General features: G+C 62.7%; 19 protein-coding genes. 9 read left to right on the top strand and 10 right to left on the bottom strand.

All coding sequences use genetic code 11. The annotated features are described in order from the left end of the window. Positions 1–64: 64 nt before the first annotated feature. Positions 65–1576, bottom strand: a complete 1512-nt coding sequence (locus VSR34_RS00205) for a CoA-acylating methylmalonate-semialdehyde dehydrogenase (protein ID WP_028232530.1) — start codon at positions 1574–1576, stop codon at positions 65–67. 197 nt (positions 1577–1773) lie between these two features. Between VSR34_RS00205 and VSR34_RS00200 the strand changes: the two genes are divergently transcribed. Further along, positions 1774–2715, top strand: a complete 942-nt coding sequence (locus VSR34_RS00200) for a LysR family transcriptional regulator (RefSeq protein ID WP_028232531.1) — start codon at positions 1774–1776, stop codon at positions 2713–2715. A 137-nt stretch (positions 2716–2852) separates the two neighbouring features. Next, positions 2853–4043, top strand: a complete 1191-nt coding sequence (locus VSR34_RS00195; RefSeq protein ID WP_028232532.1) for a phytanoyl-CoA dioxygenase family protein — start codon at positions 2853–2855, stop codon at positions 4041–4043. A gap of 220 nt (positions 4044–4263) precedes the next feature. Here VSR34_RS00195 and VSR34_RS00190 read toward each other — a convergent pair whose 3' ends face one another. Both VSR34_RS00190 and VSR34_RS00185 read right to left on the bottom strand, forming a co-directional pair. Continuing rightward, on the bottom strand, positions 4264–6180 hold the full coding sequence (locus VSR34_RS00190) for a hypothetical protein (protein ID WP_028213454.1): 1917 nt from the start codon (positions 6178–6180) through the stop codon (positions 4264–4266). Positions 6181–6505: 325 nt separating this feature from the next. Then, the gene (locus tag VSR34_RS00185) at positions 6506–7054 is read right to left on the bottom strand and encodes a hypothetical protein (protein WP_342961563.1); all 549 of its coding nucleotides are present in this window, start codon (positions 7052–7054) and stop codon (positions 6506–6508) included. Between the two features lie 200 nt (positions 7055–7254). Here VSR34_RS00185 and VSR34_RS00180 point away from each other — a divergent pair, with 200 nt between their 5' ends. From VSR34_RS00180 to VSR34_RS00165, 4 genes are all read left to right on the top strand, one after another. After that, a complete protein-coding gene (locus VSR34_RS00180; RefSeq protein WP_342961562.1) occupies positions 7255–8208 on the top strand; it encodes a hypothetical protein in 954 nt (317 codons plus the stop codon). A gap of 437 nt (positions 8209–8645) precedes the next feature. Next, positions 8646–8936: a hypothetical protein gene (locus VSR34_RS00175; protein WP_036019931.1), complete on the top strand. Its 291-nt coding sequence runs from the start codon at positions 8646–8648 to the stop codon at positions 8934–8936. 35 nt (positions 8937–8971) lie between these two features. Then, a complete protein-coding gene (locus VSR34_RS00170; RefSeq protein WP_028232534.1) occupies positions 8972–9718 on the top strand; it encodes a hypothetical protein in 747 nt (248 codons plus the stop codon). A gap of 240 nt (positions 9719–9958) precedes the next feature. After that, a complete protein-coding gene (locus VSR34_RS00165; RefSeq protein WP_042291193.1) occupies positions 9959–10369 on the top strand; it encodes a response regulator in 411 nt (136 codons plus the stop codon). 42 nt (positions 10370–10411) lie between these two features. Here VSR34_RS00165 and VSR34_RS00160 read toward each other — a convergent pair whose 3' ends face one another. From VSR34_RS00160 to VSR34_RS00130, 7 genes are all read right to left on the bottom strand, one after another. Continuing rightward, on the bottom strand, positions 10412–11083 hold the full coding sequence (locus VSR34_RS00160; protein ID WP_028213451.1) for a response regulator: 672 nt from the start codon (positions 11081–11083) through the stop codon (positions 10412–10414). 171 nt (positions 11084–11254) lie between these two features. Beyond that, entirely contained in the window at positions 11255–12694 is a 1440-nt protein-coding gene (locus VSR34_RS00155) for an ATP-binding protein (protein ID WP_042291191.1), read from the bottom strand. A gap of 180 nt (positions 12695–12874) precedes the next feature. Beyond that, positions 12875–14980 carry an ATP-binding protein gene (locus VSR34_RS00150; protein WP_028213450.1) on the bottom strand — a complete coding sequence of 702 codons (2106 nt, stop codon included), beginning with the start codon at positions 14978–14980 and terminating at the stop codon, positions 12875–12877. Further along, a complete protein-coding gene (locus VSR34_RS00145) occupies positions 14977–16122 on the bottom strand; it encodes a substrate-binding domain-containing protein (RefSeq protein WP_342961561.1) in 1146 nt (381 codons plus the stop codon). The genes VSR34_RS00150 and VSR34_RS00145 overlap by 4 nt, the downstream gene beginning before the upstream one ends. Positions 16123–16375: 253 nt before the next feature. Continuing rightward, positions 16376–17002, bottom strand: a complete 627-nt coding sequence (locus tag VSR34_RS00140; RefSeq protein ID WP_028213448.1) for a hypothetical protein — start codon at positions 17000–17002, stop codon at positions 16376–16378. A gap of 141 nt (positions 17003–17143) precedes the next feature. After that, a complete protein-coding gene (locus VSR34_RS00135; RefSeq protein WP_255217825.1) occupies positions 17144–17272 on the bottom strand; it encodes a hypothetical protein in 129 nt (42 codons plus the stop codon). Positions 17273–17334: 62 nt separating this feature from the next. Continuing rightward, entirely contained in the window at positions 17335–17787 is a 453-nt protein-coding gene (locus tag VSR34_RS00130) for a hypothetical protein (protein WP_342961560.1), read from the bottom strand. Between the two features lie 257 nt (positions 17788–18044). Here VSR34_RS00130 and VSR34_RS00125 point away from each other — a divergent pair, with 257 nt between their 5' ends. The 3 genes from VSR34_RS00125 (at position 18045) to VSR34_RS00115 (ending at position 24704) form a co-directional block, all read left to right on the top strand. After that, positions 18045–18203, top strand: a complete 159-nt coding sequence (locus tag VSR34_RS00125; protein WP_154671427.1) for a hypothetical protein — start codon at positions 18045–18047, stop codon at positions 18201–18203. Positions 18204–18611: 408 nt separating this feature from the next. Next, complete coding sequence (locus VSR34_RS00120) at positions 18612–18833, top strand: hypothetical protein (RefSeq protein ID WP_051381555.1); 222 nt, start codon at positions 18612–18614, stop codon at positions 18831–18833. A 363-nt stretch (positions 18834–19196) separates the two neighbouring features. Then, positions 19197–24704 (top strand): AAA family ATPase, encoded by a 5508-nt coding sequence (locus VSR34_RS00115; RefSeq protein WP_342961559.1) that lies wholly within the window; start codon positions 19197–19199, stop codon positions 24702–24704. Positions 24705–24713 lie beyond the last annotated feature (9 nt).

Below are 24713 nucleotides of genomic sequence, written 5' to 3'. Positions count from 1 at the left end.
GCGCCCGGAAAAATCAAAAAGCCCACATGAAGTGGGCTTTTCGTTGATGGTTTCGCCTTGCCGCTTACTTCGCCACCGGCATCGTGAATTCCGCACCTTTCTCCGTGCTCTCGGGCCAGCGCTGCATGATCGACTTCTGCTTCGTATAGAAGCGCACGCCTTCCTCGCCATACGCGTGCATGTCGCCGAACAGGCTGCGCTTCCAGCCGCCGAAACCGTGCCATGCCATCGGCACCGGAATCGGCACGTTGATGCCCACCATGCCCACCTCGATCTGGCGGCCGAACTCGCGTGCCACGTTGCCGTCGCGCGTGAAACAGGCCACGCCGTTGCCGAACTCGTGGTCGTTGATCAACTGCACGGCCTCGGAGAAGTCCTTCGCGCGCACGCAGGCAAGCACCGGCCCGAAGATCTCTTCCTTGTAGATGCGCATTTCAGGCGTGACGTGGTCGAACAGCGTGCCGCCCGTGAAAAAGCCATTTTCATGGCCCGGCACCTTCAGGCCGCGCCCGTCGACCACGAGCGTCGCACCTTCTTCCACGCCGCTCGCGATATAGCCCTCGATGCGCTCCAGTGCCTGCTTCGTGACGATCGGGCCCATTTCCGCATCGGCTTCCATGCCGTTTTTCACCTTGAGCGTGCGTGCGCGTTCGGCGAGTCGCGGCATGATCTTGTCGGCCACGTCGCCCACCAGCACCGCCACCGAGATCGCCATGCAACGCTCGCCCGCCGAGCCGTAACCCGCGCCGATCAGCGCATCCACGGCTTGATCCATGTCTGCGTCGGGCATCACGACCATGTGGTTCTTCGCGCCGCCCAGCGCCTGTACGCGCTTGCCGTGCTTCGCCCCGGTTTCGTAGATGTAGTTCGCGATCGGCGTGGAGCCCACGAAGCTCACGGCCTTCACGTCGCGGTGTGCGAGGAGGGCATCGACCACGATCTTGTCGCCCTGCACGACGTTGAACACGCCGTCGGGCAAGCCGGCTTCCTTGAGCAGGCGCGCCATGAAGAGCGACGCCGAAGGGTCGCGCTCGCTGGGCTTGAGGACGAACGTGCAGCCCGCGGCGAGCGCAACCGGGAACATCCAGCACGGCACCATGCAGGGGAAATTGAACGGCGTGATGCCCGCCACCACGCCCAGCGGCTGGCGCACGGTCCAGTTGTCCATGCCCGTGGAGACCTGCTCGGTGTAGTCGCCCTTGAGCAGTTGCGGAATGCCGCAGGCGAATTCGATTACGTCGATGCCGCGCGCGACTTCGCCTTGCGCATCGGCAAACACCTTGCCGTGCTCCGCGGTGATGATGGCCGCAAGTTCGTCCTTGTGGCGGTTCATCAGTTCGAGAAAGCGCAGCATGACGCGCGCGCGGCGAATGGGCGGCGTGTCGCGCCACTCTGGGAACGCGGCTTTCGCGCTCGCCACGGCGGCGTCCACATCGGCGACTTCACCCAGCACGAGGCGGCGAGCCGCGACGCCGGTCGCGGGATTGAAGATCGCCTGGGTGCGGTCGCCCACGCCGCGCTCGGTCTTGCCGCCGATAAAGTGGATCACGTCTGCGGAATCGGTGTAGGCCTGCATGTCATCTCCTCGTCTGGTGAGTGCGTGCCGTCCAGTTTACGTAGCTCGAAGGAGCCGGAACAGACTCCGGCGCTGAATTGATTGTTTTCGTTGATGAACAATCGATGGTGCAGGTCGTGAAAGATTTGGGCCGGCGATGCTAGTATCGGCGTGGGTACACGCTATTGATCACGACATTTGAAGCGGGCATTTCATCGATGGATACGCAGCGAATCGAGGCGCTCTGGACGCATCTGCACTGGTTGAACGTGCTGGCCGCGCAAGGCAGCTACACCGCGGCCGCGGCGCGCCTGGGCGTGAGCAAGGCGGCCATGAGCCAGCGCATTGCCGAGCTGGAGCGCGTGGCGGGCGTGCCTCTGGTGCAGCGCACCACGCGCAGCGTGCGCTTCACGGAAGCGGGGCTGCGGCTCGTCGAGGACACGCGCGCGGAGTTCGAGAGCATCGCGGCGAGCTTCGCGAGCGTGCGCGAAATGGCCGACGTGGCGCGCGGCACGGTGCGCGTGACGGCACCCGTTGCGTTTGCGCGCCAGCAACTAGTGCCGCGTCTCGGGCAGTTTTCGCGCGCCCATCCGGAAGTGCGCGTGCAACTGGAGCTGTCCGACCGGCTTACATCGATTGCGAGCGAAGGGTTCGATCTCGCCATCCGCCATAGCGCGCACGTACCGGAAACCCACGTGGCCTGGAAACTGTGCGACACACGCTCGGTCATCGTCGCCACGCGCGCTTACCTCAAGCAGCGCGGCACGCCGCAAACGCCCGCCGATCTCGCGCAGCACGACTGTCTGTACTATCCGCGCACGCTGGGCGCGGGCGTGTGGTCGTTCGAAAAGATTGGCCGCCGCGTGGATGGCGCGCGTGAGACCGTAACGGTGAACGGCCCGTTCTCCGCGAACAACAGCGAGGCACTGCGCGACGCGGCGCTCGAACATCTGGGTATTGCGCTGTTGCCCGACTTCAGCGCGCAGGCGGCCTTGCGGGCCGGCAAGCTGGTCGTGCTCCTGCCCAACTGGCGGCCGGTGGACGCATTCGCTTCGCAGCTCCATGTCGTGCGGCCCTATGGGGCGCAGGTGCCGCGCGCGGTCAAACGCTTTGCGGAATTCTTGCGGCAGACCTTCAAGGACGGCTTCCCGCTGGAGTGATGCGCGTGGCGCCGATCGCAACCCGACTCGCGCGCAGCGTGACAGACCTTCCCGCCCCGAAGTGTTTATGCTGACGCTTAGAGCGTCCCGGACGCCGGTTACCGACGCTATCCTCGAGGCAAAACGGAGGCGGACACATGGATCAGCACGAGACACACGCGCCGGAACGGGGGCGGCAATGGTACCTGGAGCGCGAATGCTCGCTAGAGGCATTCGTGAACCAGTTGCACGACGAAGGCGGTCCGTTGCGTTTCGCCGCCGAAGTGAGGCAGTGCATTCCCGTGTACGACTGCCGCGATCTTGAAAGCGTGCTTGACGACGCAGCGCAGCGCCTGCTTTTGCAGGCCGAGTGGGCGCGTGTGCTGCGCGACGGCGCGGGCGTGCTGGTGCTCGAACGCGCCTACGCCAGCACGCAGCCGATAGACGAGGCGACCGCCGTTTTCGAAGCCATCGTCCGGGCCGAACGGGAGCAGGGATCGAGCGGTGCCGACCACTTTGCGAAAGCCGGCGCAAACGATCGTATCTGGAACGCGCAGCAGAAGCTTTGCCTGCGGGCGCCCGCCGTATTCGTCGACTACTTTGCGAACCTGCCGCTCATGGCCGTGTGCGAGGCATGGCTCGGGCCGTGCTATCAGATGACTTCGCAGGTCAACGTGGTGCGTCCGGGCGGCATGGCGCAGGAGGCGCACCGTGATTATCACCTGGGATTCCAGACGATCGAATCGGCACAGCGCTATCCGGCGCATGTGCATCGCATGTCCGCGTTGCTCACGCTCCAGGGCGCGGTGGCGCATTGCGACATGCCGGTCGAGAGCGGGCCCACGAAGCTCCTGCCGTTTTCGCAGCGCTATGCCGAGGGGTATCTTGCATGGCGGCGCGCCGATTTCCGCGAGTATTTCGAAGCGCATTGCGTGCAGCTGCCGCTGACAAAGGGCGATGCCGTGTTTTTCAATCCCGCGCTTTTTCATGCGGCGGGTGCGAACCGAACCGCCGACGTGCAGCGCATGGCGAACCTGCTGCAGGTGTCGTCGGCGATGGGGCGTGCGATGGAAGCGCTCGACCGCGCAGCCATGTGCGAAGCGATTTACCCCGTGCTGCGCGAGCATCGCACGAACGGGCGGCTCGGCGATGCCGCGGCGCTCGCGGCCATTGCTGCGTGCGCGGAGGGTTACCCGTTTCCCACGAATCTGGACCGTGACCCGCCCGTGGGTGGCCTGGCACCTGAAAGCCAGCAGGGGCTCATGCTACGCGCGCTGGGCGAGAACTGGGAGCCGGCCCGATTCGCCACGGCGTTGCGCACGCAAGACGCGCGCCGTGACCCCGCATGACGAGGGCATACCCCAGCACGCGAGTGCCAGGGCAAGTCGGGTTGCGCGGCGGCGCGCCTTCGGCGCAAGCGCTCGAGCCAGTCGGCATTTTCCGTCGATGGCCGGGGGGATCTGCACATGATCGTCTGCAACCGCGGTCGATCCACGGCAGGCGGAACGCATCCAGGCGCTGATCGAGCCGTCATGGCGACGGTCGTTCGCGCTCGTTCCGGTCGTTGTGTCACGGACGCCATCGGTAAACGACGACGCTTGTTCCGTTGTAGTTGTCTTTCGTAATTACGTATTCGCCGCTCGATCGCAGGTACGCGCGAATCCCGTACATCGAATCCACGTCGTTGCCGACGTCCATCGCCGGTGCGTTCGAGTTGGTCAAGGTCGTGACCAGACGGCCTGTGTCGAGATCGAATACGTCGATGTTCGGCACCGTATGCACGTAGCCGACGAACAGATAATGTCCGGCCGCCGCAATCGATTTCGGGTTCGCGGCCGTGAGGTCGATCACAGGGTTGGGCGCTTCCGTATTGCCGGCCTGCCAGCCGTGGTAGACGGCGATGTGTCCGTTCATCGCCGTCCAATCCCAACTATCCGAAATGCCCTGCGCGAGGATCATCGTGTCGCTGTCCGACTGATAGATGATCCTCGTGAGCGGCAGTACGGCGCGCGGGATCGGGATCGCCGTGGCCGCGCCCCATGACGGCTTGCCGTTCGCGTCGAAGCCCGCGAGGGGATAGTGGTAAATGTGGTTGGTGCGATCGAGCCCGGCCCATATGTCGCCGTGGCCGTCGATCGCGAAGCCAGCCGTTACCTTGAGATTCGTGTTGAACGGCTTGCCCGGAATCGAGCCGTCCGGAATGGCGACGTAGCCGCTCGACGCATTGAAGTGGTAGAGGTTGAAGGTGTCGGGGTTCTGTCCGGACGCGACGAGAATACGGTTGCCGCCCACGAGCACGAGCTGCGCGAAATGCTGGCCGCGTTGATAGTCGTTCATGTTCAGGCGCGCATCGGCGGGCCAGGTGAACGGATCGATTGTGTTCGCAACGAAAATGCCGCCTGCAATGCCCGTATAGACGGCGTTGCCGCTGTAGAAATAGGCACCGTCGGTCGCCGGATCCGGCGCGGCGACGGCCTCGAAATTGAGCGCCTGCAAGGTCCATTGCAGCGTCCCCGTTGGGCTGTATGCGTGAATGTCGGTGCTGCCGTTGCGCCCGAGGTCCCAGTCGCCGCCCCACGCATTGTTGAGCACGTACAGATTGCCGGCCGTATCCTTGCCGATGCCCGCGACGCGCGTGAAGCGCTTGTCGCCGACTTGCCCCTTGATGCCCGTCGTGGTGTCCAGATAGCCATGTTGCACGCCGAACGTTCCGACCTGCGCCGGCACGCCGGCCAGCGTGTAAATCTTGATGTTCATGTCGGGCCCTTCGTCGCCAACCAGCAACTGGTTCGTCGACGCGTCGAAGTCGAGCGCCGAGGGGCGCGCGAGCACCGCCATCTGGATCGTGCTCAGTGGAGCGCCAGCGGGGCTGAACTGGACCACGACGCCCGCGTTCTTGCGCGCGACCCACAGGTTGCCCGCGCTGTCGATCGCTAGCGCGCCGGGCTGCGTCACGGCGATGTCGCGGTGCCAGACGCCTTCGGTCGTATAGACGCGCACACGGTTGCCGTAAAAGTCGCTGGCGTAGAGCAGCGTGCCGGCCGTCGCGAGTCCAGTGATCACATCCGCGTTGGGGAGCCCGGTCCACGTGCTCACGGCGATGCGAAGATCGCGTGCGTTCGTGCTGCGGCTATAGCGGCCCACCGAGCCGCTGCCGAACGTCCGGTTATACCCGAGCGCAACGAAGATCGACGTCGCGTTGCCGGTGATCGCGCCGCCCTGAAATTCATCATGCGTGCCGATGGTGCCGAGCGTCGCGCCGTTCCGATAGATCGCTATGCCGCCCGCCTGTTCGTCCCAGCGCGACGATGTGTAGATGACGCCTTCCGGCGCGACCCACATCGATCGCGCGCCGTTGCCGACATGCGCAGAAAGCGTGCCGAACGTGTTTGCGAGCCAGTCGCTCGTGTATTGCGCGTGGCTCACGCTCGTCAGCACGGCGACGAAGAGCCCCAGCAATGCCGTGCGAATCCGTTCGATGCGCATGCGCAATGTTCCTTTGGATGCCGCGCGTCGCGACGATTTGCGTCACGGCGCATAACGTGGTCGATGAGATTGACGCTGCACCGGACCCGCACGGTGAGCTTTCGCGGGCCTGGCTGAAGAGGAGTGTAGTCAAGAAAGCAGGAACTGGCGTGTCAACCGTTCGGACTTCGAAGCGGATGGGCCGCCCGGTCGAGGTCACTTGCGCGCCATGAGAGCGTGGCCGATCTGGCGCGCGCGCTTGACTTCATCGCCGTGCAGGTAAATCGATGGCCACTGCCGCTTGCATGAACGGTCCGAGGTCACGGCATATCATAGTGGCGAAAAATTATGTTTCGAGGCGTGCTGACTGATTGTCATATGCCCTGTTTAGCGCCAGCTGGATGTTGAACATGCCGTTCGACATACGTGAACTACTCCGTTGTTTCGGCAACAGGGCCAAAATTCCCTTCATCGTGTACAGCAAGATCAGCGTGCCCGTCAGGTCACCCACGAACATACTGAAAAAGCTCTCGAACCATTCCTTCGTCGCACCGGTCAGCGCAAACCATAAATGATGGAACAGCGGATTTGCTACCGAATAAGCAACCGCAAGGATGAGGAGCCGCTTCGGCGTGAGATTGGTCAGCGTTGCACGCAGGTCATAGTATTCCAGCGCAAGCCGGTAGACGAGATACGGCGCCAGTGACCCAAGGATCGCTCCCGCGGTCGCCCGAACCGGATCGTGGGGAAACCAGTAGAGAAAGTCCACGAGTAGTCCGGCAAGCAGCAGACCAAGGAACCCATCGACACCAACCAGCAACGTGCTGAGCAGTCTGACGCCCGACGGCAGATAGATCCAGTTGACGCCGCGTACGAATGATGTGTGCGTGAACACCTCCAGGCGTGCAGCCGTTGCGCGCTCGCTGATGGCAGCGGCCGGCCATGTGTTTCTATCGGCCCACGTCCAATTCGATTGTTTCCCGGTCGTCTTCGCTGCGTTTGCGGCTCGGTGGACGCGGCACGCTTTCTGCTGTCCCGGTGTGGCCGCGCCTGGTGCATGTCCGGCACGGGCACTCGACCTGGAGAGGAGGCGTCATGGAAGAGACGGATCATCTGCACACGGATTTCGCGACGGCGCGTGGCACCCAACCGCCGTACGCGCGCGGGCAAGGCGCAGTTTCATGGGCTGCGATCTTCGCCGGCGCGGTGGCCATCGCGGCCTTTTCTCTCATTCTGCTCACGCTCGGCACCGGCCTCGGACTTTCGTCGCTCTCGCCGTGGCCTGGAAGCGGTGCGCATGCGAAAACTTTTGGGTTTGCGGCCATCATCTGGATCTGCGTGACTCAAGTGATGTCCGCTGGACTCGGGGGCTATCTGGCTGGCCGTCTGCGTCGTCACTGGCCCGACGTCAGCGTCGACGAAACGCATTTCCGGGACACCGCCCACGGCTTTATCGCCTGGGCGCTCGCCACACTTCTGTCTGCCGTAGTCGTTGCATCTGCCGTTACCGGCGTTGTGCGAGAAGGGGCGAGAGACGTGGCGGCGGGAGAGGCGGCGCAAGCGGGCGTGCCGACCGCGCTGGGCTTTGGCTCGCTCTCGCGTGGGGATGGGCTTGCTGCTTACCGGACCTGGCCGATAGGGTATCTGATCGACGGAATGCTGCGTCCGCCGGCTGGAGCCAGTCTGCCAGATGATCAGAGTGCCGGAGCGGCGTTCGCGAGGGTCGAGCAGAAGCAGGAGATCGCGCGAATCTTTCTCAACAGTCTCTCAGGCACCGGAGCACTGGCACCGGACGATAGTGACTATGTCGCCAGACTCGTCGCCCGAAGGACAGGACTTGCGCCAACCGACGCTCGCGCCCGGGTCTTGACCACGTGGTCGCGGCTGCAGGAGAAAGCCGGCCAGGCAACCAACGCGGCGCGCGCGGCTGCGGATGAGGCGCGCAAGGCAACCATACACGTCACGTTGTGGCTTTTTGTTTCCCTGCTCTTGGGCGCGTTCGCCGCCAGCCTCATGGCGACGATCGGCGGCCGCATGCGTGAATTCTGACGCAGCGGGGCACCTACCTTTACCGAACCGGTCTGGAGACAGCTATGCGCTCGATTCTTCTCTACCTGCTGGGTGTACCGATCCCCATCATCATCCTGATCGCGCTACTCTGGCACTGATCCGTAAGGATGCGATGTCCGCGCCCTGGCGATCTTGCTGGCTACGAACAGCGAGACGTTGGGCGCCGCGCGCGAGCCCATGCTCGACGGGACATTGACATGTGGCCGCCCGGCGCAAAGCGATCGCGTTGAATATGGCTTGCGACGTTCAGTAACCTCCCGCCGCGCGTCGATCATGGAGCGGGCGGTCGATCGGGCACGTGACTTCGCAGTCCAGCCTTCACCGCGCAAGGGCCTTCACGGGTAGCGTCGAATTGTGAAATAAACGGCGTTTGTTCCCGGTATTGCATGTGTGGAACATGCAATGGAGCAAACGAAATGGACATCATCGGCATGGCCCGTGCTTCGGGATTGACGGTTATCCTCGATGGCCGGATTGGCCATGAGGAATACCAAAGCGTATGCGGTTCGATATTGGCGTTACAGCGATTCGCCGACTCGCTTCTTCTTCGCCAGGCGTACGGGAATGACAGCGCCCCCCACCGGCCGGCGGCGGCGAGCGCGTCGGTCCGGATACGCGGGCGCATCAGCAAACCTGCGGGAACCGCGCGTGCCGTGGCGTTACCTGCTCGCCGCATGTCGCGCATCACGCGCTGGAGGCTGAAGTGAGAGGCTTCCGGGGAGACGCTCGCCCAACCAGCGAAGTGAGAATCCGGTGGCAATCCATTCTGCGCCGGTTACAACTCGGGTCCGGCCTGGTGATGCTGACCTGGCTGTTTCTTCATCTGGTCAATCACGCGCTCGGGATCTGGTCACTCGACCTGGCCGGCCGTGGACTCGTACTCGCGCTGCGGCTGTGGCGCAGCGTGCCTGGAACGATCGCGCTGTATGGCGCTGCCTCTCTGCATTTTGCGTTGGCGTTGCATACGCTATACGGGCGGCGCCACTGGGCATTGCCGCCCGCCGAATGGATCCGCCTCTGGGCAGGGCTCAGCCTGCCACTGCTGCTCATCCGCCATGCGGTGACGACCCGGCTCGCGTCGTCGCTCTACGGCTTCGAGCCTGACTACGAGCGCGTCATTGTCGTGCTGCTCACGAGCGGTACGCAGGGTCTGCAACTTGCGCTGCTTGCACCCGGCTGGATACACGGGTGCCTCGGACTGTGGTTCAGGTTGCGCCACTATGCGTGGGCCCGTCGCCTGAAGCCCGTGCTGCTGGCGCTCGTTGTCTCGTTGCCGCTGTTGTCCGCTGCGGGCTTTATCCGGATGATGCGAGCCGTGGAGGGAATGAGCCGCGTGCTTCCGCCTGTCGATGCGACGCTCGCGGTCCATCAAGCTGCCCTCAACGCTTTGCGTCACGATCTCGTCACGCTGTATTTAACCCTGATTGTCAGTGCCGTGATCATGGGCCGGATGCGCAATGCCTTTGAACGCCGCTGCTCGCACTCGTAGTTTCCGCTAGTCATGACCGCGGATTCCGGGAATGGACGAAAAGTGGGCAAGTGTCGTTTCAGTGACGAACGGTCTCAGGTGATCTGAAATGGCGTCGATGGTACGAGGCGAGCCGCAATGCCATGCCAGGCGCCTCGCTCAACGGCGTTCCGGAAGGGATAGTGCGACATACGTCCGTATGATGGACAAGCCGCTCGGGGCCAGATAGATTGGATTGACGGGTACTTCGGCAGAGAACTCATGCCCTCAAGCCGTCAAACTGGCGCTTCGCCCGCGGGCCGGGCTCCGGGGACCGTGTGGATCGTAGACGACGACGAATCCTCGCGCCTCGCAATGGAGAGTCTGGTGCAATCGCTCGGCTATCCGACGCAGGTTTTCGCTGCGCCGGATGAGTACCTGGCCGCGCGCACTTCCCGCTTGCGCACCGAGGACGGCGTTCTGATTTCCGATATCCGCATGCCCGGCATGAGCGGCCTGGAGTTGCTCGATCGACTCGTGGCGCTGGGCACAGCGCCACCAACGATCTTCGTCAGCGCATTCCCGAGTGACGCCTTAAGGTTGCGGGTGCAGGCAAGCGCGGCAGTCGCGCTCCTCGATAAACCGGTGGACGCCACGGTTCTTAAGCGCGAACTCGAGAACATCGGGGTTTGATCCGGAATCCGGAATGCCTTGGGCATCTACAGAACAGACACCTCAGGTATGCGGCTCCCCAGGCTTCGGGCCGATATCGAGCGCAGCGGCTTTGAGCACGAGATCCGCAAGCGAATGCGCATTCATTTTTTTCATCAACTGCCCCCGATGTATTTTCACGGTGATTTCGCTTACGTTGAGCTGTGCGGCGATCTGTTTGTTCAGCAGGCCGCGAACGACCAGCGCCAGGATGTCTCGTTCGCGAGGCGTTAGCGAGTCGTAGGCTGCGCGTAGCGCCGTGAGGCCTTGCTCAGTTTCGAGGCGTCGCGCGTCCTTCGAGAGGGCCTCGGAAATCGCATCAAGCATGTCCTGGTCGCGAAACGGCTTCGGGAAGAAATGGAATGCGCCAGCTCTCATTGCTCGCACCGACATTTCCATGTCGCCATGACCGGTCATGAAAAGCACCGGCATGTGGAGTCCGTCGCGCGCCATCGCCTGCTGGAATGCCAATCCGCTTTCCCCCTTCAGCCTTACGTCGAGTACAAGACAACTGGGCCCGCCGGGTTTGCGGAAATCGAGGAATTCCCGGACGGAGCCGAACGTTTCGACGCAATACCCGACCGACTCCAGCAGGTCGCGCAACGCGAGACGGATGGACTCCTCATCGTCGACGACGAAAACGGTCGAGCTACGAATTCCGCTTGCGCTGGACGGAACATGCCGATCGGTAACCATGGAAAGTCCCTTGGTAGGCCCGGGCGAGGTCTGCGCTATCTGGCGTGCCTGTCGCACGCGCGTCGTGGCCTGTTCGAGCAAGAGGCGCTTTAGTATGGCACGCCGATAACCAGGGCAGGGGCAAATGTGCGAATGCAGTTTTGCGCGGGCTCTGCCCTTACCGCGGAGCCATCACGGCTCTGGCACAGCCGATGTGCATTCATGTCGTTCAATCGGCACGGTCAGCCGAAACACGGCCCCGCGCGGCGCGTTCGGCCCCACGTCGATGCGTCCGCCGTGCGCCTGAGCAATGGACTTGCAGATCGCGAGGCCCATGCCCATCCCTTCCGGTTTCGTCGTATAAAACGATTCGAACAGGCGTGCGGATTCTCCGCCTTGTATGCCGGCACCCGTGTCGCGCACCTCGACGAACGCATGCCCTTCGGGATCGACGCCTGTGGCGACCGTCAGTTCGCGGCGTCTATCGTCAACGTCGCGCATTGCATCGATGCCGTTCACGATCAGGTTGATGAGTACCTGCTGGACCTGGACGCGATCGCCGTCGATAAAAACGGGGACATCTTCGATTTCCTCAATGAGCCGGATGCGGTTACGCGCGATATCGGCCTGAGTTAGCGCGGTCACTTCTTTTGCCGCCTCGTTCAAATTCCAGCGCTCCAGGCGCGGCGGCGCCTTCTTGACGAGCGAGCGTACACGAGCGAGCACCTCGACCGCGCGGTTGCCATCGTTGACGATCCGCGCAACGGCCTGCGCCGCCTTGTGCGTGGCCGGCGGATCGTGACCGAGCCAGTTCAGCGCCGCGGTGGCGCTGGTCATCATCGCGGCAATCGGCTGTTTGATCTCGTGCGCGATGGACGCTGTCATCTCGCCAAGGACGAGTACGCGGTTCATCCGGAAGAGGTCGGAGCGCGCCTGCTCGAGCGCATCTTCCAGGCGCACGCGCTCGGTAATGTCGTTGTTCGTTTCCAGAACCATCGAAGGGCGGCCGGCCGCATCGCGCTGCAGCGTCAGGCGGGCGCTTACGATGCAAATGGCGCCGTCGGCCCGACGTCGGACGAACTGGCCTTCCCAGCTATCGTGCTGAAGCAGCCGGTCGATCATCTGTTCGAGGGGTATGGCGAATTCGGTGTTGAGCACCGTGTGCACGACCTTGCCCAGGACTGCCTGGCGGTCGAAGCCGTACAGCGCTTGCGCGCCACTGTTCCAGTAGAGCACCTTCCCGTTCATGTCCCAGGTAATGAAGGCATCGCGGGTCAGATCCAGCAGGCTTGCCTGATATCGATGCTTCTGCTCGGTCCGCACATTGCGAAACATGAGGAGCGTCACCAGCGCAATCGTGATGATGCTGATGGATTCGTTGATGATCCCCTCGATGGCCGGACCGCCCGGTTGCGTGAGGATCCAGCTGATCGCGGAAAGCGCGATGCATCCGGCGCCCACCCACAGTACCGCCCGGGTCGATCCGGATCTTGCTGACAGCAGCACGACGAGCACATACAGCGTGGCTACGGCGATTTCGGGGACCGTGACGGTATCGGCGACGAAAATGAGCGACGCCAATACGAGCATCGTAATTGCCGTCTGCCAGTTGCGGAAACGAAACCGGTCCATTCGCAATTGTTCGGATGAATGCACGCACCGCGACGCGGAAGACCCGTCGCGTCATCGAAATTATATAGCGCGATAAACCGTTCAACGAACGCGCGTTGGCCAGCGGAACAAGACCGGGCGTGGAATCGCCTGCATGCTGCAGCGCGGCGACGATCCTTCCGCCGGGGAACCGACATCCGGTTAATTCGTTATCCTATTCTGTGTGCACGGCAGCATGAACTCGAACACGGCGCCGCGTGGCGCATTGGCGCTTGCCCACAAGCGTCCGCCGTGCGCTTCCATGATCGACTGACAAATCGATAATCCCATGCCCATTCCCCCGGCTTTCGACGTGTAGAAAGGCTGGAAGATGCGGTCGATGTGATCTGGCGCGAGGCCTGGACCGGAATCGCGGATGCAGACAAGAATGTCACCGGACTCGTCGCGACGGGTATTGACGATCAATTCGCGCCGCTCGTCGCCGAGCCCGCTCATCGCTTCGACGGCATTGACGACGAGATTCAGCATCACCTGTTGCAATCCGATGCGATCGCCTTCAATGGTTGGCAAATCATCTGCAAGCTGCATCCGCACCGAAACGCCGCTCTCGGCAACCTGAGCCCGCATCAGCGCAATCACCTCGCCAATGACCTCGTTGATCTGCAAACTCTCTCTGGAAGGCGGATTGCTTTCGACGATGCCATGAATCCGGTTCAGAACTTCTGCTGTTCGCTCAGCGTCTTTCAAAATGCGAGCGAACGCTTCTTGAACCTTCGGCAGATTAGGCGGCACAGAATCCAGCCAGATCAGCCCGGTCTGCACATTGGTCACGATTGCCGCGACCGGTTGCTTGATTTCGTGGCTCATCGAGGCTGCAAGCTGCCCAATCGTCGTGATCCGGTTTGCGCGTACCAGCGCCATCTGGGCTTCACGGTACCGCCGTTCGCTCTCACGCAATTCGGCTTCCGCGCGCTTTTGCTCCGTGATATCGCGCGAGATGCCGATCAGGAACTGTGGCTTGCCGCGCGCATCGAGGATCGGGATCTTCATGGTATGCAAGAGGCGTGGGCCATCACGGGTCTGAACCGTCTCTTCCGGTATGTCCACGAGTTGCCGTGACTCCAGCACGGCACGATCCATCTGCGCGAAGAATTCGGCCTGTTGCGCTGGGAACAGGTCGTGGACGGATTTCCCGATCAGCTCCTCTCGCCGGTAGCCAAGCAGTTCCTCCGTGGCCCGGTTGACCCGCAAGAAGCGCAGCGACCCGGCTTCCTTGACGAACAGTAAAACCGGTATGTTCTCGATGATGCTGTCCAGAAAGTGCTCGCTGGCGCGTGCGGCTGCTTCGGCACGTTGACGTTCGGCAATCTCCGCGGTTTGTCCCGCGAGAGCCGCCGCCAATTCGGCCGTGCGCTGCGCGACGCGCGCCTCGAGTTCGGCGTTGAGTCGCTTGAGCGCGTCCTCGGCCCGTCTGCGCTCCCGGCGATCTTCGAGGAACTGCTCGACTGCGCGCGCCATGTCGGCAATCTCATCGCCGCCCTCGACGGGCACACGGGCTTGTGCATTGTCGTCGCCGTCGCGATCGCCATTTCGCAGATAGTGGCTGACCTGGCGCAGCCGTGCCACGATGTGGCGACCAAGAAAACCCTGCACGATCAACCAGGTGAGCACCAGGCTGACAGCGACCTCTCCAACGACCCACGCGCGCAGGCGCCTGGAGGCTTTCGCCAGGTTTTCGACCGTTCTGCGGTAGTCGAGCGTGAAATCGTCCGCCACCTGGCGCGCTGCGGCGGACAGAGCGTCCGCCTGGCGTTGCACCTCTTCATCGAGGTCTGCCACGGTTGCAGCGGCCTGCGCAGAGGCTCCCGGCGCGTCCGCCGTGACAAGCGTCGTCTCACGCATCTGGGCCTCGATGTTCACTGTATTTCGGAAACGCTGGCTCGCTCGATGCAGCGCGAGCGCATCGACACTGACATCGTTGCTCGCCGTAGACGAGGTGAGGCGGTCCACCAGGCTGTCAAAGACTTCTAGCTGCGCGAGGATATGCCGATGCGTTTCTCGCAGCGTGTCAACGGTGCGTGCGTTGGACAACTGCAGCGCCATTCTTTCGATCGCCAGCGTGCGCTGCACCAGAGCTTGCGTGTCCTCTCCGCGCTGCAGTTTCACGCCGGCGAGTCCGCGAACCGCATCGGCGGAATAGGTCAACGAGTAGACGGTCGTGGCTCCGACTGCGATTACCAGTGCAGCCAGGCACGAGACCACCAGCGCGAATTGCGCCGTGAGCGATTGGGGCAGCAGGCGTTTCATGGCCGTTGCCAAATGCGGCGATAGATCTCGCGATAGCCGTTCGCGGGGTCGTAAAGGAGACGCTCACCGCCGTCCCTGGTGACGTTGGCAGCCGTCACGAGATGCACCGGAAACACGTAACCCGATACGTGTTCTCCCGCGAGCAGCCTGTTCATCTCGTCAACAAGCTGCCAGCCCTGGAGAGACAGGGGCTCGGCGACCGTTCCTGTCTGAAAGGTGCCAGTCCGGATGCGCAGGAACGCTGAGTCACTGCCGTCGCCTGCCGAGAGCATGATCATGGCGCTGGTCGGCACGCCGGCCTGGGTCAGCGCCGGGACCGCGTAGTCGAAGTAGATGTCATTGATAGCCAGTGCGCAAGTCCAACGCTTTCCGTAACGCGCGAGCAACTCGCGCGTTACGGCCGGCATCAATTGCTCGCTGCGCGAAATCGGGACGTCGCGAACTTCCAGCAAGGCGCACGTTTTGCAGGCCCGCACGACAGCGGCCATCGCATTGGCTTTGTCTTGCGCAACCCGGAAATTAGAGTCGGTGAAAATGACGACTCCGGGATGCCCGCCGGACTGCGCGATCGCCGCGAGCGCGGTCACGCGCGCAACCTCGCGTGGATCCGTCGACACATTCATCGCCACCGGCGTACCGTCTACCCGTCCTGCCTGGGCCGCAACATGCCAGCCAACGACAGGGATGCTTCGCTCGGCGAATGGCTGTAATCCTGGCAGCAGCGCCTGCGCGTCGCCGCCCACGACAATGAGACCGTCAGGGCGACTTGCAAGCGCGTTCGCAAGGGTCTTGAGCCGCAACCCGGATTGCCCCTCCGAATCGAATGTCTTTGCGGTCCAGCCAATTACCCTGGCCGCCTCGAGCACACCGTCAACGACGCCGAGGATGCCGCCGTTGCGCAAATCCTCGGCGTCTATAGCGATGTATTTGCCCGATTGTGCGTGCGGCCCGGTGCGCGGCCCGTTCCAGGGCAGGGTGGGTTGCGCGGCGGCGCCGGCGACCTGCCGTGCCACTGCAAGAGAGACCTCGCCGGCGTCGTTCGCGGCTTCCGAAACCGGCTCCGGCTGCCCATGCGCCATGCAGGCCGACGACAGGCATGCACAGGCAATTGCCCATGCGCACAATGAAAGCAAGTTCCTCATGCTGATTCCCCTGCTGCCTGCTGCCCTTGTGAGGACGTGATCGCATCTGTCGGGGCAAGGACCCCGCGGCCGGGCAGCTCACGCCCAGCAAGTTTGCCACACGTGGTACGGCGGCGGCGTTGATTCCTGGTCCGCTGGCAAAGCATCGAATCGCGTGGGCGGCCGTTTTCGCGGCTCGCGGAGTCCGTGGACAGGCACGGGCTGCTCCGTGCCACAGGGACAGAGCGACTTCCATCCGCTAGCAGTCGTACCGCTATGAGATCGTGGCGCGAACGGCACCCACCGCGGCAGCGCTTTCGGTGGCCTTCTGGGCGATCACCTGCACAAAGAATGCCGGCGGCGTGTGAGCGGCAGGCAGGATCGCGCCGTCGCCGCTCTCGTCGCGTGCGACCTGCGCGCCTCGAAGCAGGGCGATGCACTTCGCGTTGATGGCCGCGAGTCGGCAACGGTCCGGATGCGAGGTGCCAGCCGCCAGGTGCTCCAGCGGCGAGACGGTGTCGACGAGCCGCCGCAAATGCCGAACGATTACGTTGGCCGCGGCAACGCGCTGTTCGCACGATGGCGTTTCGTCTCGCATTGCCGAGGCGAGAGAATCGAGTTCGTCTATCGCTCGGCAGGCATCGCGCCGTGCGCTCGTCACTAGCTCGGGGCTGACGCAGATGCCGAGCGAAAGATCGCGCTGCATCGCCTGGAGGTAAGACGACACAGCGTCGATCGCAATGCAGGTTGCAGCCGCAAGCTTTGTGCGCTCCCGTTCCGGCCACGCGAGCACGCTGACGAGTGCCGGCGCGAGACTGTTGGCGATGCGCACAGCCGCAAGCGACCATGTAATCGCCGCCGATGCGCCCAGGAAAACGACCGGAATGAAGTGTGGTGTCAATTGGGGCACTCCATACAGGGCGTGCTTGAACGGAGGGCGGTGATTTCGCAACGAAGCCCCAACGAGAAGGAGGCCTGCTCGCTACGACGATCAGTGCATTCCACGTCAGGCCATGAAGCTCAGGCAGCCAGGAGAAAACAGTTACTGGATGCAAACATGGCGGAGGTCGACTGTTCTGCGGTACATGTTGCGGTTGAGCCATGGGACGAACGTATATTCGTCGTATGCGTTGGCGCCGATGTAGATCCAGTTGTGCAGTCTGTTGGACATGTCAGTTAGCTCGAAATGAAGGTTGGTGTGTGATGTTTTCCGCTTCGGGATGCGCGGCGACACTACGGCCGGTGAGAACCCGGGACTGATATTCGCTCTGCTGGACTGCGGCCGCCTTTGGAAGAGACGAGGGTGCAGGCCAGAAAAAGGAGTTTCGTTACGCAGTCGATGAAAGCGACCGCTGGTTGCAGCAGCGGTTCAGTAAGGTGCACTGCTGCGAGCGCTGGGGCGATCGCAAGCGCGCTGATCGCGCAAAGAAAACATAAAACCGAGCGTGCGATCCGGGATTCGAGTACGACCGCGAGCCCGCACACCACCACGATCAATCGAGTGCCTATCGTCGTGGCGAGCGTGTCGGCGTCTATCGATGTGAAGTCGAGTGCTATCTCTATCAGCTCCCACCAACAGACGACGAGTGCCGACATGGTGACCGCGAACCCAAGTGGCTCCGGGCCGCTGCGGGCATCGAGCCCGGATTGGGCCAGATCGCCATGACGTGTGCACTTGCTGAACATGGTTCAACCTTTTCACCGACGTACTTGACGGGAACACCTGCGCGCCGCGACTCACGGATTGCTTGCCGCCGTAAACGGCGAGCTTGCGACGCATTGGCTCCTGTTAGACGGAGACGGACACTTGTCACGACGCCATCAATCTGGCGTCGAAGCATCACCGTCCATGATTGCCAGAATAGGAGCGGGATCGGTATCGAATCCATTCTGCTAGCGTTTCGACCTTCGCCTACCGTTGCTAGCCGGCTCTATACGTTCGTATGATTCGCATTGCCAGCGAGGTGAAGAAAGCGTACGGCTGGTACGGGCGCGAAGCGCCACAAGCCGGTTTCGTGCGGGGGCACCCCGCGATCAGCAAAGGCGTGCTGGGCGACTGGCTATGCTTTCCGGAGTGGATAGTGCGCTATACGCCGGTATGACGGATTGGCCATGACTGGCGGGCAAGGTGCAAATTCGACCGCTGCGACGTGCGTGCGTGTCCCACACGAACTGCCCGCGCCCTATACCCGCGTATAGGCGTTCGATGCCCAGGTAGCGGAGGCGCTGCCCGTTCGTAGAATGGAATTATCAATCTGGCGGGACTAATCTTGTCGCATGGCCGGTGCAATCGAGCGCTCCGTTCGAGACGAGCGGTCTCTATGGGATCCATTTTTCGCGACGTCCACTTTGGGCGCGCGGGCTTCTGGTGAATCTGCGGCGCGATCGTAGAGGCGACTGCGCCGCGATTGCCGATGGAAAGCCGGCAGTTCATGTCGATGAAACGAAGCATCGACGCGCTTTCAGAATAAGTCCATGAATTGCGTTGTCTTTTTAGTGAGGATAGCCAAATGTTGGAAAGCATCGCTGAATGTGAAACTGCCGATCACTCGATGAACGTAGCCGAACTGCACAACTGGATCGAATCCTGGTATCGCCATTCTGTTGCGGTTGGCTACATTCAGCCCATGTATGTCATGGACAACTTCACCGCAGTCCGTCTTGAAAACTATTTCCGTTGGGGCTTGACGCCCTCCGAATGCGCTGACGTCATGTTCGGGACGTTGCACTGAGGTTCTGCGCCCGGATCATTCAATTATTGGAAGACCTTTGCGGGTGGAAAGCCCAGATCAAAAAATTTTTCCTCAGACCAATGCAGCGCTTTCGCTATGTGCTTGCGCTCTGCAATTTCCACCCAGTTGCCACAACTGATCATGCGGGTGCGGGGCCGGACGCCTGACGCATCAACCCGTGAATCGCATCACAGCATTGTTTCGATGCGGTCAACGTCGCGGTCGATGAAAATGCGCGGGTCGCATTGAACGCCTAACGCCTGCTAATTCTCGAGCAACGGACGGGCAATACTTCGCGTCAAAAGTCGGCCACCGTCATCACAAGTCGTCGGGTGTATGCTTAAGAGACGGCGGGGGCGGCAAATGGCTATACATGAATACGGCGAGATGCGCGACGGTTTCCACGTCGCGTGGGCGGACGGCGAGCGCGTCGTCAGCCGCGTGCGACGGCCTGCCGGCAGCGGCGACGAGTTGCTGCTGATTGCGCGGTCCGCCACCGTGCAGCCCTTGGCTGCCAGGCTCGACCACCTGGCCCACGAATTCGAACTGAAAGACGAACTCGATGGCGCGTGGGCGGTTCGGCCGCTGCAACTGCTCCGTGACGGCGGTGAGGCGCTGCTGGTACTCGAGGATCCGGGTGGTGAGCCGCTTGATCGGCTAATCGGCGCACCAATGGCGGTGGGCGCTGCTCTGCGCATCGCCGTTGGCATTGCCGCTGCGCTGGGCAAGCTTCACCAGCGCGGCCTCGTCCATAAGAACCTCACGCCGGCGCATGTCCTCGTCAACTGCACCGACGGACAGCCGCGGCTAACCGGCTTCGGCATCGCCTCGCAGCTGCGGCGCGAGCGACAGGCCCCCGAGCCGCCCGAGGCGCTTGCCGGTACCCTTGCCTACATGGCACCCGAACAGACCGGGCGCATGAACCGTTCAATCGACGCCCGCAGCGATCTTTATGCGCTCGGCGTTACGCTCTACCAGATGTTCACCGGTTCGCTGCCGTTCACCGCCGCGGACCCGATGGAGTGGGTGCACTGCCACATCGCGCGCAAGCCGGTGCCGCCCAGCGAGACGTGCCCGGGTGTGCCCGTAGTGGTGTCCGCCATCATCATGAAGCTGATGGCGAAAACCGCCGAGGAGCGCTACCAGACCGCGGGCGGCGTGGAGCGCGATCTGCGGCGCTGCCTTGCCGACTGGGAGGCCGCCGGCGACATCGACGACTTCGCGCTCGGGCAAGAGGACACGCCCGATCGACTGCTCATTCCGGAAAAGCTCTACGGTCGGGACCATGAGGTCGAGACTTTGCTCAGATCGTTCGATCGCATCGTCAAGAACGGTGTGCCCGAGCTGGTGCTCATCTCTGGCTATGCAGGCGTTGGCAAGTCGTCGGTCGTCAACGAACTGCACAGGGTGCTCGTGCCACAGCACGGACTCTTCGCTGCCGGCAAGTTCGACCAGTACAAGCGCGACATTCCCTATGCGACGCTCGCCCAGGCGTTCCAGAGCCTCGTGCGGACGCTCCTCGGCAAGCGCGAAGCCGAGCTATCCGGCTGGCGCCACGCGTTTGCCGAGGCGCTCGGCCCGAACGCACAGCTGATCGTCGACCTCGTTCCCGAGCTCAAGCTCATCATCGGTGAACCGCCGCCGGTTCCCGCGCTTGCGCCACAGGACGCGCAGCGGCGTTTTCAACGGGTGTTCGAGCGCTTCATCGGCGTATTTGCGCAAGCGGAGCATCCGCTGGCGCTCTTTCTCGACGACTTGCAATGGCTCGACGCGGCCACGCTGGATATGCTCGAAGTCCTGCTGACCCGGTCCGATCTTCAGCACCTCATGTTGATCGGTGCCTACCGCGATAACGAAGTCATCGCTGACCATCCGCTGATGCGTACGCTCAAGGCGATCGCGGATAACGGTGGCAAAGTGGCCCGGATTGCGGTTGCACCGCTCGGGCAAGCGCATCTACGGGACTTACTCGCGGACGCGCTATGCTGCGAGCCCGCGTACGCCGCACCGCTCGCGGAGCTGATCCACCAGAAGACGGGCGGCAATCCGTTCTTTGCCATACAGTTCCTGTCGTCGCTCGCTGACGCGGGGCTGCTCGTTTTCGATCACGCTGCTGCCCGCTGGTGCTGGGATCTCGAGGATATCCATGCCACGGGGGGATATACCGATAACGTCGTCGACCTCATGGTCGCGAAGCTCACCCGCCTGCCGCAGCTGACACAGAAGGCGTTGCAGCAGCTCGCGTGCCTTGGCAACAGCGCGGAGACCGCGACGCTCTCACTTGTCCTCGGGACGTCGGACGAGCAGGTTCATGGGGCGCTTTGGCCTGCCTTGCGGCTGGAACTGATCGAGCGTAGTGCGAGCGGCTACCGGTTCAGCCACGATCGCGTTCAGGAAGCCGCGTATTCGCTGATCCCCGCAGCCCGGCGGGACGCTTTCCACCTTCGAATCGGCCGACTGCTGGCGGAGCCGGCCGACAAGCGCGACGAGATGATCTTCGAGATCGTCAACCAGCTCAATCGCGCGATTGCGCTGATCCAGTCACGCGCAGAGCGCGATCAGCTTGCCGAATTCAATCTGATCGCCGCGAAGCGCGCGAAGGCATCCAGCGCCTACGCCTCCGCGCTTCAGTATCTCGCAGCCGGCGTTGCGCTCCTGGGCGACGATGCCTGGCGTCGCCAGAGGGACCTCATCTTCGCGCTGGAGTTGCACCGCGCCGAATGCGCATTTCTGACTGGCGCGCTGGCTGCTGCGGACGAACGTCCGGCCGTACTGGCGGCGCGCACGGAAAACGCGACGGAAGCAGCGCGAGTCGCGTGTCTGCGCATCGACCTGCACGTGACCCGCGATCAGAGCGGCCGCGCGGTCGCCGTCGGGCTCGAATGCCTGCGGCGTATGGGCATAGCGTGGTCGCTCGAGCCGACTGAACAGGAAGCGCGCGAGGAATATCAACGGATCTGGTCCACCCTTGCAGACCGCCCGCTAGAGGCACTGGTTGATTTGCCGCTGATGAGCGACCCCGCTTCGCTTGCGACTGCCGAAGTTCTCGCGAAACTCGCGGTGCCTGCTTTTTATACGAGCCCGAACCTGGGTTGCCTCGTCATATGCCGCTTCGTCAATCTGAGTCTCGAACGCGGCAACGCGGACGGGTCTCCTTTCGCCTATGCGTTGCTCGGCGTGATCGCCGGGCCGCGCTTCGGCGACTACGCAAGCGGATATCGCTTCGGCTTGCTCGGCTGCCAGCTGGTCGAGCAGCGCGGATTAAAGCGCTTCCAGGCCGCGACGTATATCGCCTTCGGCAGCGTCGTGCTGCCGTGGACACGACATGTCCGCGCCGGACGCGAACTGGTGCGTCGTGCGTTCGAGGCGGCCAACGAAAGCGGGGATCTGACTGGCGCGGTCTACAGTTGCAGCCACCTCAATACGGGCCTGCTTGCCGCCGGCGATCCGCTCGAACAGGTGCAACGCGAAATCGAGCGGGGTCTCGCATTTGCGCAGAAGATGCAATGCGGTGCCTTCGTTGATGGCATCAGCGTCCAGCTTGGTCTCGTGCGAACGCTAAGAGGGCTCACGCCGACATTTGGCAGACTCGACGATGTGGACTTCGACGAGGATAGGATCGAGCGCGGCTTCACGGAAAAAGCGGACACGGCGATTGCCGAATGCTGGTATTGGGTCCGCAAGTTGCAAGCGCGGTTCTTCGCGGGCGACTATGGTGCAGCGATCGATGCGGCATTGCGGGCGCGACGGCTGCTGTGGTCGTCGCCCAGCTTCGAGACGGCCGAATACTGCTTCTACGGCGCATTGTGTCGCGCGGCTGCTTTCGATACCGCCACGGCTGATGAGCGGCGGGCTCATCTGGACGCGCTCGCCGACCATCAAAGACAACTCGAGATGTGGGCGGATATTTGTCCGGAGAACTTCGAGAACCGCGCTGCGCTGGTGGGGGCGGAGATCGCCAGGATCGAGGGTCGCGCGCTCGATGCTCAAACGCTTTATGAGCGGGCCATACGCTCCGCCGAGGCCAACGGCTTCGTACACAACGAGGCGCTTGCCAACGAACTTGCTGCGCGCTTTTATTCGACGCGTGGTTTCGCGAAGGTCGCCCGCGTCTACCTGCAGGACGCCCATGACGCTTATCTGCGTTGGGGAGCCGATGGTAAAGCGCGACAGCTCGAACAGCGCTACCCGAATCTGGAGCCTCATGCGGTCGATTCGCGTCAGACGGCCACAGGCGGAACGCCGATCGAGCAGTTGGATCTCGCTACCGTGCTCCGCGTCTCGCAGATCGTATCGGGCGAAATTGTGCTCGAAAACCTGGTCGAAGCGCTGATGCGAACGGCGGTGGAACATGCGGGTGCGCAACGGGGCTTGCTGGTGCTCCCGCGCGGGACCGAGCTGTGGATCGAAGCGCAGGCGCGCACAGACGGCAGCGCAGTTACCGTCGCGCTTCGCGACGCACCGATCGATACTGTGCAGTTGCCCGAATCGGTGCTGCGATATTGCGCGCGTACCCAGGAGAGCGTCATCCTCGACGATGCGTCGGCTCGCGGCGCGTTCGCCAACGACGAATACGTCGCGCGCGAGCACGCGCGGTCGATCCTCTGCTTGCCGCTCGTCAAACAGGGAAGGCTGATTGCGCTGCTGTACCTGGAGAACCGCCTCGCCGCAGGCGCTTTTACTCCGGCGAGGATTGCGGTCCTGAAGGTACTGGCTTCGCAAGCGGCAATGACGCTCGAAAATGCCCACTTGTACCGCGATCTCGCGCAACGGGAAGCGACGATCCGCCGTCTTGTCGACGCCAACATCGTCGGCATCTTCATTGCGGATATCGACGGCCGGATACTCGAAGCCAATGACGCGTTTCTTCGTATCGTCGGTTACGAGAGAAACGATCTGATGGCGGGTGGTCTGCGATGGACTGACCTCACGCCACCGGAGTGGCTCGAGCGCGACAGGACGGAGTGGATGCCGGAGCTTCAGGTCAAGGGTACATTGCACCCCTTCGAGAAGGAGTACTTCAGGAAGGACGGCAGCCGTGTGCCCGTGCTGATCGGCGTTGCGAGACTGGAAGAGCGCGGAAGCCAAAGTATCGCCTTTGTACTCGACCTGACCGAGAGCAAACGCGTGGAAGCGCAAGCCCGCCAGATGCAACTCGAGCTTCTGCATGCCAACCGCGTCTCGTCCATTGGACAACTCGCGGCTTCGATCAGCCACGAAATGAAGCAGCCGATCGCCGCGACGGCTGTCAATGCGTCAGCCGGACTGCGTTGGCTCGATTTCGACCCGCCCAATGTGGACAAGGCCCGCGAAGCACTTGGCCGTATCGTGCACGACACCCGGCGAGCAGGCGAGGTCATACAGCGCATACATGGCCTTATCACGAAGACCCCGGCGTGCGAGGAGATGGTGCAAATCAACGAGGCGATTCGCGAGGTCATAGCGCTCACGCACAATGAAGCGAACACGAGAGGCGTTGCTATTCAGTTGCAGCTTGCACAGACGTTGCCGCTCATCAGAGGAGATCGCGTGCAACTCCAGCAGGTGATCATGAATCTTGTTATCAATGCCATCGATGCGATGAGTGCGGTTGAAGACGGACCACGGGAATTGACGATCCATAGTGCTATGGATGAACCAGAGGGTGTCCGGCTGACGGTGCGCGATTCGGGGCCAGGTATCGCTCCAGAGCACGTCGACCGACTGTTCGAGCCGTTCTACACGACGAAAAGTAGCGGGATGGGCTTGGGGCTTTCAATCTGCCACTCGATCGTCGAGGCACACGGCGGCCGTTTGTGGGTCAGTGCGAACGTACCCCGTGGGGCTGTCTTTCAGTTCATTGTGCCCGTGCATCCGGCTGTTTCAGCGTAGGCTGTGGTG

Origin of the sequence: Paraburkholderia sp. JHI2823 (genome assembly GCF_038900695.1) — a bacterium.
In the GTDB taxonomy this organism is placed as follows: domain Bacteria; phylum Pseudomonadota; class Gammaproteobacteria; order Burkholderiales; family Burkholderiaceae; genus Paraburkholderia; species Paraburkholderia mimosarum.
The sequence above is the reverse complement of the archived record's forward strand: the minus strand, read 5'-3'. Positions and strand labels throughout refer to the sequence as shown.

Coding starts and splice junctions, on each gene's coding strand:
- VSR34_RS00125 (WP_154671427.1), top strand. CDS start 18,045: ATGATTCGCATTGCCAGCGAGGTGAAGAAAGCGTACGGCTGGTACGGG.
- VSR34_RS00120 (WP_051381555.1), top strand. CDS start 18,612: ATGTTGGAAAGCATCGCTGAATGTGAAACTGCCGATCACTCGATGAAC.
- VSR34_RS00190 (WP_028213454.1), bottom strand. CDS start 6,180: ATGCGCATCGAACGGATTCGCACGGCATTGCTGGGGCTCTTCGTCGCC.
- VSR34_RS00200 (WP_028232531.1), top strand. CDS start 1,774: ATGGATACGCAGCGAATCGAGGCGCTCTGGACGCATCTGCACTGGTTG.
- VSR34_RS00145 (WP_342961561.1), bottom strand. CDS start 16,122: ATGAGGAACTTGCTTTCATTGTGCGCATGGGCAATTGCCTGTGCATGC.
- VSR34_RS00150 (WP_028213450.1), bottom strand. CDS start 14,980: ATGAAACGCCTGCTGCCCCAATCGCTCACGGCGCAATTCGCGCTGGTG.
- VSR34_RS00165 (WP_042291193.1), top strand. CDS start 9,959: ATGCCCTCAAGCCGTCAAACTGGCGCTTCGCCCGCGGGCCGGGCTCCG.
- VSR34_RS00115 (WP_342961559.1), top strand. CDS start 19,197: ATGGCTATACATGAATACGGCGAGATGCGCGACGGTTTCCACGTCGCG.
- VSR34_RS00135 (WP_255217825.1), bottom strand. CDS start 17,272: ATGTCCAACAGACTGCACAACTGGATCTACATCGGCGCCAACGCATAC.
- VSR34_RS00175 (WP_036019931.1), top strand. CDS start 8,646: ATGGACATCATCGGCATGGCCCGTGCTTCGGGATTGACGGTTATCCTC.
- VSR34_RS00160 (WP_028213451.1), bottom strand. CDS start 11,083: ATGGTTACCGATCGGCATGTTCCGTCCAGCGCAAGCGGAATTCGTAGC.
- VSR34_RS00195 (WP_028232532.1), top strand. CDS start 2,853: ATGGATCAGCACGAGACACACGCGCCGGAACGGGGGCGGCAATGGTAC.
- VSR34_RS00130 (WP_342961560.1), bottom strand. CDS start 17,787: ATGTTCAGCAAGTGCACACGTCATGGCGATCTGGCCCAATCCGGGCTC.
- VSR34_RS00155 (WP_042291191.1), bottom strand. CDS start 12,694: ATGGACCGGTTTCGTTTCCGCAACTGGCAGACGGCAATTACGATGCTC.
- VSR34_RS00180 (WP_342961562.1), top strand. CDS start 7,255: ATGGAAGAGACGGATCATCTGCACACGGATTTCGCGACGGCGCGTGGC.
- VSR34_RS00205 (WP_028232530.1), bottom strand. CDS start 1,576: ATGCAGGCCTACACCGATTCCGCAGACGTGATCCACTTTATCGGCGGC.